Raw genomic sequence first — 11,979 nt, forward strand, 5'->3', positions numbered from 1 at the left:
TACAAAAACAGTGAAGAAAACATTATATCAGCCGATGAATATTATAACATACCATGCCCTTAAAAAATATCCCCTGAAAAAACTAGAGAAGTTGTAAACAGCAAAAATATTGAGTATCTCAAATCACACTGTTCGTAGAGCCATTAATGGGTCCTTTACATGATAAATTAAGAAAACATAAAAATTCTCCCAGAAAAACTTCTCCTGAATTAGAAAATCTTATCATCTCTGAAGCAAAAAAACTGTCTTTAGATATAGCCGTTTATTTTCGTACTTTTATAGAAAATATAGCTTAAAAGGAAGCGGAAATAACAATAAAGTCTATCCTCAAAAGAAATTACCGTTGGCAAAAATAAAAAAAAACAAAAAAGGAGAAAGAAGTCTTTATGATGGGAGTAATAGAAAATTCATTCACATAGTGCAAATTGCGGCCTTATCCCCATTAAATTAAGCATTTTTGCCACATTGCCTCTAGTTGTTTTATAATAAATTTCTTTATTTTCTCTATACGCAGCAAGTATAAGCTGCAATAATACAAAACTCATCTTGGATTTTTCTTCAAATTCGAGCTCTACCGCGTTAGCTTTCATCATAACTTCTTTTAAATGCATAATATCTTCTATTTTATTCTGCGTACTTATATTTATTTTGACAACGTCTTTGCTTCTATAGCCCTGCTTCACCTCTACGTTAACAACATCTGGTATATTTTGTAACTTCCAGACTACATCTTCGATTTTCAGCCGACTTTCCAATATTGCCGTTATCTTTTCACCTACAACTTCTTCTCTTTGTAGCATATCAACAGAAGGTTCAAAACTTATCACATTTCCCATTTCCTCAATATATTTTTCAATTATAAGAGCCCGTGCATTTTTCATTATGCAATCCTTGCTTATTTCAACTGATATTTCCAAAATATTGTTATTTACTTGGTTTTCTTTTTTTTCAACCTCTATGTTCTTACCATTATTATTGGCATTCATTTGTTTAAAACTATCTATAGCGTTAATCAACTCTTCTACTCTATAGCTATCATAGTTTTCTCCTTTTATAGATGCTAACACCATTTCTTTCAAAGTATCAAAACTTTTAAACAGTATATCTATCAAATAGTCATCTATGCCAAGTTCACTCTTCCTCAGCTTGTCAAAAAGATTTTCTAATCTGTGGCAAAAATCTGCCACCATGCTGAAACCCATTGTAGCTGAGGAACCTTTTATTGTATGTATAATCCTAAAAATTTCATTTAAAATTTCTGCTTGGTTGGTATTTTTCTCTATTTCCAAAAAAAGCTGTTCCAATCTTGAAAGCTGTTCTTCCGTCTCCTCAACATAGGCATCAAGATAGTCCACCATCACTTTAAATGCCTCCTCCTAATTTTTCAGGATTTAGAACAAGAACAATATCCCCATCTCCCAATATAGCCGCACCCAAAAAATATACTGAAGATAGTTCCTCCGGAAGTGGCCTTATAATGATCTCCTGTTCACCAATAAATTCATCTACCATCACCGCCACGCCATTATTTAGTACAACAAGTGAATATTCTGTATCAAATTTTTCTTCCGCATCATTTTGAAGTCCCATAAATTCCTTTAGTCTCAAAAGTGGCATTATTTCTCCCCTCAATACTACTACTTCTTTTCCTTTCATCTTTCTTATATCCTCAACCTTTATTTTTACTAGTTCTCCCACACTTTCAAGGGGCAAGGCATAACGGCGCTCTTTCAAAGTAAATAACAGTACCCTGGATGTTACCATTGTCACAGGCAGTTCCAGGTATACAGAAGTACCTACTCCCGCTTTACTCATCAAACGTACATTACCACCCAGTCTTCTCACTGTATCACGAACGACATCCATTCCCACACCTCTACCAGACAACTCCGTTACGTCATCTGAAGTACTAAAACCAGGTATAAACAGAAGTTCCAAAACAGCGTGTTCATCCATCGTCGCTGCTTTTTCAGCAGATACAAAACCTTTTTGAACTGCCTTCGCTTTTACTACCTCAGTATCGATGCCACGTCCATCATCTCTGACTTCAATAATAACCTTATCTCCTATTTTTTGTGCCTTTAGAACCAACAAACCTTCTTCGGATTTTCCCTTTTTTAACCGTTCTGCCGGCTTCTCAATTCCGTGATCGATTGCATTCCTTATAATGTGTAACATTGGATCATAAAGCGCCGTTACAATATTCTTGTCTATCTGGGTTTCCTCCCCCTCGGTAACAAGACGTACCTTCTTGTCAAGTTTTCTGCTAATCTCGCGAATCATTCTGGGAAAACGATCAAATATATATTTTATTGGAAGAAGTCTCAAGCTCATTACTATGTCCTGTAAGTCATTTCCTATCCTCTTTAACAAAACCTGCTTATCTTTTAATTCTTTTGTTACATCTGTTGATCCATATTCCATTTCGATTTTTTTTATCATAAACGAAAGTCCATTATTGACTGCAACCAGTTCTCCTACTAACTTCATAAGCTCATCGATTTTAGTCTGGTCTACTTTCAGTGTCTTCGTAGTTTCGATTTCTGAAAAACCTTTATTGTTCGTCATATCTCTGGAAATACTTTCATTATACTCTTGCAAGATTTTCTCTTCACCTTTTTTAATTTCACGCCTTTCTATTCCTTCATTCTCAGTTCTTGCTGCATAAACTCCCCTATCTTTAGACTCATTTTCCTGCAATTTTTTGTCGTTGTTTATTATAAGATTCACAAGATTTACAAATCTTTCTGGTAATTTGATTTTGTTTGTTTTAATCATTTTAACTAAATTTCCACTTTTTGTAACCCAACCCATGTATTCTGCTATCCTTTGAAGCACATTTATAACCATGTTTCCTCTCCAGCGCCGGTCTTCTGGCGTCTCTGCAATCTTATAGAACTCCTCCTGCTGTGAAATTATCATATCCATGACTTCTTGTACCTTGTCTTCTCCAGCCGACATAGCTGATAAAGAATCGCCTTTCGATGTCGTAAATTTTTCAATTGCATCAGGAAATACCGGTGACACAAGTACCTTTACATCAGTATCTGTTCCTATTACTTTATACAGTGTATCTTCTATTTCTTGGGCATTTTTATCAGATATCAATACAAAAGTCAAAGATATATAAGGGATAGAAGGATCAAGCTCTTCTAGTAAAGGTAATTTTCGCGTATCAGCATCAATATGTGTAACCTCTCCAATTTCTTTTAATTTGTCAAAAAATTCCGTTACATCAATTTCTACAGCTTTTGTACCTACTACTTGAAGTAGTATTTCATAAACATTTTCGCTTTTTTGTATTAATTCATTTAAAAAAATCTTTTTGTCTTTGGAAATAGTGCGTAACATGTCGTCTGTATGTATCACAGAAGCTTGAGGCATTTTATCCATTTCATCCAAAAACTCTGATATTCTGCCTTCAAATTCTTTTAGCTCCGGCGCTTTTAATGTCTCAAGTCCTTCTTTTTCAGCGTTTTCAACTAAACTTATTATCCTCTCAAAAGAATCCAGTAAAAAATCACTTATCTCCGTATCGAGAAATTTCTCTTTTTGTGCTATTTCCTTAATCAGTTTTATTAAACTTTCTATAAAAGAACTCAGTTTATTAAAATCATAGGACTTGCATAATTGCAATAACTCACTCAATCTGCTTAAAATTTCTTCAGCTGCTTTATCTTTCTCATAAGCATCTTCTAACCCAAGCACAAAAAAGCCTATATTGTCAAGCAATTTTTTTGCATTCTTTATAAATCCATTGGATTCATTCTTCATTTCAGTCATCCCTACCTTATCCCTGTAAGCATTTTTGCAGAAAGTTGCAAGCATATCGGATCAACCGGTTTTTCTAAATAAAGATTTGCCCCAACTCGAAACGCTTCTAAATAGTCATTTTCTCCTGATTCTGTAGATATAACAATCACTGGCACAAAACCATGAAGCTCTTGTTCTCTTATCTGCCGTATCAACTCGTATCCATGCATTTTGGGCATATTCACATCAACTAATAAAAGGTCAAATTTTTTGGCAAGATACTTTTCTAAAGCCTCATAACCGTTGGCAGCTTCTTCGACCTCAAAGCCAACATTCCGAAGTATCGAGCCATGAAAACCACGCACTGCCGCAGAATCATCCACAATTAATACGCTGGGATTCACTCTTTTCACCTCATTTCTGGTACACAAACGCATTTTTAAATTTTCGCAGTTTAAAGATAGGTGTAATACGGCTCATTGACTCTGAATGGCCTAAAAATATATAACCCCCTTCTACAAGAGCTTCATAAAAATAAATTGCTACTTGCCTTCGAGATGCATCATCAAAATAAATGAGTACATTTCTGCAAAAAATCACATCAAAATTCCTCATTTTTCGCATTTCCACTGCATCCATTAAATTTAACTGAAAAAATATAATTTTTTCTTTAAGGTCTGGTATTACCTCATAAAAATCTCCTTTTTTATATAAATAGCGCTTTTTATACTCTTCTGGTACAAGTCGAACAGCTCTTTGTGAATATAATCCTCTCTCGGCTTTTTGTAAAACCTCAGTGTTTATATCTGTTGCATAAATTTCCCAGTCTATATCATCTACATCTTCAAGCATTTCCTTCATAATTATGGCAAGTGTATACGGTTCTTCTCCCGTGGAGCAACCTGCAGACCAGATTCTAATTTTTCGGCTGTTTTCTTTACGTTTTCTCTCCAAAATTTCAGGCAAAACTTCTTCTGCAAAACATTTCAATTGATAATATTCTCTAAAAAAATATGTTTCATTGATTGTTAAAGCATTAAGCAATTGTTGAAGTTCTTGACCCGTTACATCAAATCGCAGCCAAGTAAAATAGCTCCTAAAATTTTCATATCCGGTAGCTTCCATCCGGCTTTCTACCCTGTTTTTGACATAATACATTTTTTGTTCTTCAAAATATATTCCTGTTTTACGGTAAATAAAATCTCTTAACTTGATGAATTCCTCAGCTGTCACTTGTACACCTCATTTCTATCCTCCCAATTTTTTTAGCGCAACTTCTCCAACATATTGAAAAAAAGGACTAGAAAATCGATTTAAAGCTTGCTTTATTGCTTTTTTGTCCTCCTCACTACCGCCAATCTCGCCTAAGTATTCAACTGCTGCCGCCACAACATTTTCTTCTTCATCTTCCTCTACAACTTTTCTTAAAATCATGACAGCTTCTTTCAATTGTCCTTCTCCTATAGCATTAACCACTAGCTGTCGCACATCTTTATCAGGATGCATTATCATTCTTTCAAAAACCTCAAGAGCCGAATCCCCTATGGTTGCCAATATTTCTACTCCAACATTCCTAAGATAAGCATCATCGCTTTTAAGTAACTCTACAGCAAGCTCTGCAACATTTTCGTTTCCTATTTTTATAAGAGAACTCACTATTGATTCTTGTACTGCTCTACTTGTCTCTATACAAAGTTGCTCCACCAAGGCTTCTACTACCTCCTTGCTTTTAAAATTCCCCAAATCGAGTGCTGCCGCGATGCGTTCGCTTTCATTTCTGCCATTCTTCATTAGCCTGATTAATTCATTAATATTCTGAGGTTCTTGCATATTCATTCACCTTCTTTAACAAGATATCACTTATCTTATAAGCAGGTGCTACTATCTCAGCCCCACCACGCTCTACAGCTGCTCTTGGCATACCATATACTATAGCAGTTTCTTGTGATTCTGCAATAGTTAATCCACCTCGTTTTCTTATTTCAACCATCATATCTGCACCGTCGTCACCCATACCCGTCAAAAATATACCTATAATATTCCGGCCATCTACATTTTCAAGTACCGATTTCATGGTAACATTAATAGAAGGCTTATAAAGTGTCTCTTCAGGCTTCTGAGTTAATCTAGTAATAAGCTTAGAACTTCTTGAATCTCTTTCCACCACAAGGTGCCATCCACCTTTTGCAATGATAACTGTTCCAGGTTCTATAAACGCTTTGTCTTCCGCTTCCTTTACCTTTAAATTGCAGCTTTGATCTAGACGTTGAGCAAAAGATTGGGTAAAACCTGGCGGCATGTGCTGAACTACCAACACAGCTGCCGGAAAATCTGAAGGAAGATAAGGTAAAATTTCCATCAATGTTTTCGGTCCCCCTGTAGAAACTCCAATTACTACCACAATTTCTTTTTTAGAAATTTTATTTTCATATACTTTCCTAGTTACTTCCTGATTTCTACGTTTCAATAACTTTTTAAAGTTTCTTGAAGAACTTAGTAGCTCCTTATTAGATAAGGCAGCTATCCTCACTTTTGATACAATTTCGTCTGCAAGCTGCTTTATTCCCAGCGAAACTGTGCCTCCTGGTTTTGCCACAAAATCAACAGCTCCAAGTTCGAGAGCTTCAAATGTGGTTAAAGCTCCTTCTGTAGAAAGAGATGAAATAATTACAACAGGACATGGCGCAAGAGACATTATGTACTGCAGCGCAGTAAGCCCATCCATTACTGGCATATTTATATCAAGAGTTATCACATCAGGGCGAAGTTCTACTGCCTTCTTTACTGCCTCATTGCCATCACGAGCGGTATCAATTACTTCCATGTCTTCCTCATTTTCAAGTATATCCTTTAAACACCTCCGCATAAAAGCAGAGTCATCCACTACGAGTACGCGAATTTTTTTCTTCATAATTAACACTTCTCTCCTATCAAACCCTTGCGTCAATTATCTGCTTCCTCTATTGCCATTAGTTCTTTTTTCTCCTTTCCTGACAACACCTCTTCCACAGATAGCAAAATAATCATTCTATTCGTTTCATCAAACTTCGCAATTCCTTTTATAAACCTTTGGTCTATTTCATCCATCAGAATCTCTGGCGCATCCTCTATCTGAGAATGTCCAATTTTTACTACTTCTTTAACTGAATCAACGATTAGACCGGTGTGCCTTCCAGAAATTTCAACGATCACTATCCTATTGCGATCATCCCGATTTTTCTCTTTTAATCCAAATTTTTTTCTAAGATCGATAACAGGTACAATCGTACCTCGCAGGTTTATAACACCCTCCACAAAATCCGGTGCCTTAGGAACCGCTATTATTTCTGTTGGTCTTATTATCTCCCTTACATCCTCTATAGAAAATGCGCATTCTATACCATCTACCAAAAAAGTTACAAGTTGCTCCTCTTCGTCCTTCGTATCAACAACCTTCATCTCTTCATCACCACCCTGTGCCCTCAATATATCAGCACTTTCTCTTAACCTATATGAAAATAGCTTTTTGGGATCAAGTATGTAAACTAGGCGGCTACCTTCATTCAGCTTACATATACCACTTATTTCTTCACTATCTTTTGTCTTTAATAAAGGTGGCACAGGAGTAACCGCAACTTTATCTATTCTCAACACTTCCAAAACCAAATCAACTTTAAGCCCCACAGCATATGTAAAACCATTTTCACTTATACTTGTAACTACTATTCTCGACCTCTCATCAAAAGAGCATTCCTCCATATTAAACAATCGTCGTAAGCTAACAATGGGTAATACCTTATTTCGAAGAGAAATAACACCAAGGACATAAGGTGGTGTATTGGGGACCTCACTAACTTCACCAGAAAAACGAACAATTTCCTGTACACTGCCTACCTCAATACCGTATTCTTCCTCTCCTATCTTAAAACTTATCATCTCCAATTGTTCACCGTTAGCATCTGTGTTCTTCTTTTCGCTTTCTTGAACTATGTCAATTATATTGTTCTTACTAACTTCCACCTCTTCTTTGATAGTTTCTCCATCGCGGAAATTTAGAAGTTTCTTGGCATCTAGCAGCATGATCAACTTTTTGCCTTTTTCAATTTTGGCAATACCTTCAACAAAGTCTGCAGCAGTTTCTGAGCCAGACCCCTTTTCTATTTCCTTTTCATGGATAGATATTACTCCAACCACCTGATCAACCACATACCCTAATTTCTTGTTACCCGCTGTCAGCACGATCACACGACTTGCCTCAGTATCCTCATTTCTTTTGAGTCCCAAACGTAGTCTGCAATCTACGATCGGTAAGATTGTACCTCGCAAGTTGGCAAGACCACGAATATATGAAGGAGTGCCGGGAACTTTTACTACATCAGGAACCCTTATTATTTCTTGGAGATATCGCATATCTATGCCATATATTTCATCGCCCAAATGAAATGTAACACACTGAAGGCCATTTTTCCTTGCCACATCTTTTGTGTTTATCAGTTCCATAAAACCATCACCTTAACCAATATATTTAAATCTTAAAGCTGTTGCATTTCATCGGCTAGTGCTGCAATGTCTTCAATAGCTTGTGCTAACTCCCTTATACCCGCTGCTTGTTGCTTACCGGCTGCAGCTGCTTCTTGTGCAGCCCTTGAAGCCTCCTCGGCTGCAGATGCAATCTGGTCTATTCCTTCCCTTATTTGCCCTATCGCTAATATACTCTGATTAGCCTCTTCTGCAATTTCTTCGCTAGCTTTTACCATTTCCTTCATATCCTTTTCTATCTGCTCCAAATCTTTTGAAGTACTTCTAGCTTTTTCTACCTCTTCAACAGTAGAATCGCCTATTGCCTCTGCATCTTCAAGCACTATTTCTATTTGCTCCTGTATAGCTCTTACCAGTTCTTTGATTTGCTCTGCATTATTCGTACTATCTTGCGCCAAATTTCTTATGTCCGATGCAACAACTGCAAAGCCTTTACCGTATTCTCCTGCTCTTGCAGCTTCTATAGCTCCGCTTACCGCAAGCATGTTTGTTTGAATACCAACTGTGACAATAGTATCCACAATTTTATTGATCTGTTTAGCCATAGACTCCAACGTTTTTATTTTTTCTATATTTAGCTTGTTTTCATTAAGAGCATCTTCAATACCAGCAATAAGCTGATCTACATTGCTCTTGTTGGTTTCAAGTAACCTTGAAAGTTCCATCACTTTATTTAAAGCCGACTGCGCCTGCTCGCCAATCGTCTTCATTCCTTTTTCTACCTGAGCAACAGCGCTGGAAGATTCTTCTGCTGCACTTGCCTGCTGTTCAGCACCTTTGGATATCTGGGAAAGTGCAACCATTATTTGATCTGCTGATTTGCTTAATTCTTCTATCGCAGCGGAAAGTTCTTCTGCCGCAGCTGCAAAGCTTTCAGCCGATTTTTGAGTATCAGTGGACGTCCTTAAATCTTCTGCCATCTCAGCAAGTTCAGCAGCCGCCTGACTTACATCAGCGAGAGCTTTTGCTTGTTGTTCTATCGCTTGAAGTGACTCTTCTGTAGCACTAGCCTGCTCTTCGGCATTGCTTGCTATTATTTCCGCTCCTTTTTGGAATTCTTGTACAGCTTGAAACGATTGACGACTGAGATCATTTATCAAAGACACCCCTTTTACTACCTCATCCATTGCCGTGAGAATAGAAACAAGACCTTCACTTATAGTTTTCCCTCTTTCAACCTGTGAACGTGCTTTGGCTGCTGCTCCATTAATGGCATCTACTACCACCTTAACTTCTTGCTGAATTTGGTTTACTACTTCTCTTATATCATTAGCCGCCTTTTCCGAAGTTTCAGCAAGTACCCTTACCTCATCAGCGACTACGGCAAATCCTCTGCCGTGATCTCCAGCCCGTGCTGCCTCTATGGCTGCATTCAATGCCAGTAAATTAGTTTGATCTGCTATTCTCCCAACTGTCTTGACTATATCACCTATATTCTCTGCTTGCTTTTCTAGTTGTGCTACAAGTCTTGCTGATTCTTCATTTTTAGCCGATGCTTTATTTACACCTTCTACAAGCTTTTCTATGTCTTCAGCTGTCTTTTTTACAAGTAACTGAATAGCCTTAGCCCTATCCAATACCCTCTGGGCATTCTCTGCTGAACGTTCTGCTCCTTTGGTTACTTGTTCAATTGCTGCGAGTGACTCCTGAATTGCTTTGCTTGCTTCCTCTGCCCCGCTAGCAATTTGTTCCATAGAAGATCTCAATTCTTCAATTGCTCCTGAAGCTTCTTCAACTCCAGATGAAAGCTCTTCTGTTGCTGCTGCAATTTTTTCCGCTGCCTGTTGCCTTTTTGCAAAGGTGCGCGCCTTTTTCCTTTGTATTTCAATTTGCTTTTTATCTACCCCCTCCATGGCTGTATTTATGCTAGTTGTACTTGTGGTCTCTCCGCTCAAAGGAGCAAGTGTCTTATGATTTTTTTCAGCCATATTTTAAACCTCCCATAATATTGTAAAATTTTTGAATTTAAATATTTTTAACAGTATCGACATATGATTTGTTAATATATCTTAAAAAAATGTCCAACAATTCTTCATCAAACTGTCCTTTTGATTCTTTTAATACGTCAATAGCCTGTTGAATGGATAACGGATCTCGGTAAGGTCTTTTGCTTGTAAGCGCGTCAAATACATCTGCAATAGCAATTATTCGTGCGAAAAGTGGTATGCTTTCACCCCTTAAACCTTCCACATAACCCATACCGTCGTATCTTTCGTGATGATAATAAATGCCGTCAATAATCTTTTTGGGGAAACCGAGATTTACTAACAACTTTTTTGCTATTACTACATGCTGCTGCATCATTTGTTTTTCCCAACGTGTATAGCTTCTAGACGTTTTTAAAAGCTTGTCTGGCAATGCAACCTTGCCGCAATCATGCAATAGAGCAGCTATATATAGTTCTTTCATATCCTCTGAATCTAAGCCCAATGCAACGCCTATCGTCATAGCGTATTTTGCCACATTTCGAGAATGAATGGCTGTTGCTCTATCTCTTGCTAGTAGCATGTAAAATAAAGAATGAGTAACGTCAGATGTCATGCTCTACCTTCCTTTAACATTTTTTCTTTTGTGCTTTTATGCTATCTAAAGTTCACCTCCTATAATTTTGGAGCTTTCGCTTAAATTTAATTATAATAACAGTATTGGAAAAAACATATGTCTTAAAAGGACAAAAAAAATAGCATGTTGTGTATTTTTTGCTATGAATAGTAAACACATTACTCAATCCAAAATTAGTCTTATTGCTTTTGTCAATAGATAGTAGTAGAATCTCTTACTTTCGTCCTTTAGTATATCTTCTCCTGCCAATTCCTTTATTTTATTTAACCTATATTTAATCGTATTTGGATGCATAAAAGTTTTCTCAGCCGTCTTCTTTATACTTCCATTATTATCCATAAATGCTTCTAAGGTTTCTAGTAGATTTGTATTGTGCTTTTTGTCATATTCGTAAATACAACGGATACTTTCGTCTTTCAAAATATCTTCTCTATCAACAAAACGCAAAAATTTGTATATACCTAAATCGTCATAAAAAGTAAGGGTTTCTTCCTTGTAAATCCTCTTTCCTACCTCTTTCGCTACATGAGCCTCAGTATAGGCTTTTTTAAAGGAAAACTCCCCTTTTATTGATGAACTGACTCCTACTACTAATTTGAAATGTGAAGTTAAAGTGCGTATTTCTCTTTGCAGTTTACAAAAAACTTCTCTTAACATATTCCTATATGTCCGATTTTCATATCTATTTCTATCAAACCCAAGAAATAATAATATTTCATCGGTTTTAGGTAAAGTAAAAAGAAAATGTGTATCTAACGCATTTCTTAAAAAATCTTTTGTTTTTCTCTTTATGAACTCTTCCTCGTGCTTGTTTTGTGGCATGTCTATTTGTAGTTCACAAATTAGAGCAAAATTCTCATCATAAAGAGGTAAATTTAAGCCATTAATTTTTCTCATTAACTTCTCTAACTCGTTACCCAAATCTTTAATCGCATATGATTGCTCAAATGGGATTTCTCCCATGCAATAAACCCTCCCCATAAATAACCTAATCCTCTTTTTTTATTTATATTCGACAAAATTCGATAAAATCCTTTTGAATTATCTAATATTTTTTTTTTTTTTTTTTTTTTTTTTTTTTTTTTTTTTTTTTTTTTTTTTTTTTTTTTTTTTTTTTTTTTTTTTTTTTTTTTTTTTTTTTTTTTT

The 11,979-nt window shown here is 36.2% G+C and carries 11 protein-coding genes and 1 pseudogene; 1 reads left to right on the forward strand and 11 read right to left on the reverse strand.

Annotated features, from left to right (window positions below):
- Positions 1 to 34: 34 nt before the first annotated feature.
- Positions 35 to 391 (forward strand): annotated as a pseudogene (locus EV203_RS14335) (IS481 family transposase); the annotation flags it as partial.
- 16 nt (positions 392 to 407) lie between these two features.
- Here the strand turns inward: EV203_RS14335 and EV203_RS10545 are convergent.
- The 11 genes from EV203_RS10545 to EV203_RS13575 all read right to left on the reverse strand — a co-directional run.
- Positions 408 to 1,358, reverse strand: coding sequence for an Hpt domain-containing protein (locus EV203_RS10545; protein ID WP_243700679.1), 951 nt, complete (start codon positions 1,356 to 1,358; stop codon positions 408 to 410).
- A gap of 4 nt (positions 1,359 to 1,362) precedes the next feature.
- Positions 1,363 to 3,774: a chemotaxis protein CheA gene (locus EV203_RS10550; RefSeq protein ID WP_132040515.1), complete on the reverse strand. Its 2,412-nt coding sequence runs from the start codon at positions 3,772 to 3,774 to the stop codon at positions 1,363 to 1,365.
- A gap of 11 nt (positions 3,775 to 3,785) precedes the next feature.
- A complete protein-coding gene (locus EV203_RS10555) occupies positions 3,786 to 4,166 on the reverse strand; it encodes a response regulator (RefSeq protein ID WP_243700677.1) in 381 nt (126 codons plus the stop codon).
- A gap of 1 nt (position 4,167) precedes the next feature.
- Complete coding sequence (locus EV203_RS10560) at positions 4,168 to 4,986, reverse strand: CheR family methyltransferase (protein WP_132040508.1); 819 nt, start codon at positions 4,984 to 4,986, stop codon at positions 4,168 to 4,170.
- 15 nt (positions 4,987 to 5,001) lie between these two features.
- The gene (locus EV203_RS10565) at positions 5,002 to 5,583 is read right to left on the reverse strand and encodes a HEAT repeat domain-containing protein (RefSeq protein WP_132040510.1); all 582 of its coding nucleotides are present in this window, start codon (positions 5,581 to 5,583) and stop codon (positions 5,002 to 5,004) included.
- On the reverse strand, positions 5,561 to 6,664 hold the full coding sequence (locus tag EV203_RS10570; protein WP_132040512.1) for a protein-glutamate methylesterase/protein-glutamine glutaminase: 1,104 nt from the start codon (positions 6,662 to 6,664) through the stop codon (positions 5,561 to 5,563). The genes EV203_RS10565 and EV203_RS10570 overlap by 23 nt, the downstream gene beginning before the upstream one ends.
- A gap of 32 nt (positions 6,665 to 6,696) precedes the next feature.
- Positions 6,697 to 8,232, reverse strand: a complete 1,536-nt coding sequence (locus tag EV203_RS10575; RefSeq protein ID WP_011025402.1) for a chemotaxis protein CheW — start codon at positions 8,230 to 8,232, stop codon at positions 6,697 to 6,699.
- A gap of 32 nt (positions 8,233 to 8,264) precedes the next feature.
- The gene (locus EV203_RS10580; protein WP_011025401.1) at positions 8,265 to 10,199 is read right to left on the reverse strand and encodes a methyl-accepting chemotaxis protein; all 1,935 of its coding nucleotides are present in this window, start codon (positions 10,197 to 10,199) and stop codon (positions 8,265 to 8,267) included.
- A 37-nt stretch (positions 10,200 to 10,236) separates the two neighbouring features.
- Positions 10,237 to 10,812, reverse strand: coding sequence for an HD-GYP domain-containing protein (locus EV203_RS10585; RefSeq protein ID WP_011025400.1), 576 nt, complete (start codon positions 10,810 to 10,812; stop codon positions 10,237 to 10,239).
- A gap of 183 nt (positions 10,813 to 10,995) precedes the next feature.
- Entirely contained in the window at positions 10,996 to 11,796 is an 801-nt protein-coding gene (locus EV203_RS10590) for a PucR family transcriptional regulator (RefSeq protein ID WP_041587301.1), read from the reverse strand.
- Positions 11,739 to 11,979: hypothetical protein (locus EV203_RS13575; RefSeq protein WP_207910891.1), on the reverse strand; the 241-nt coding region annotated here is incomplete at its 5' end. The genes EV203_RS10590 and EV203_RS13575, both read right to left, overlap by 58 nt.

Origin of the sequence: Caldanaerobacter subterraneus, assembly GCF_004345675.1 — a bacterium.
Taxonomy (GTDB): Bacteria; Bacillota; Thermoanaerobacteria; order Thermoanaerobacterales; family Thermoanaerobacteraceae; genus Thermoanaerobacter; species Thermoanaerobacter subterraneus.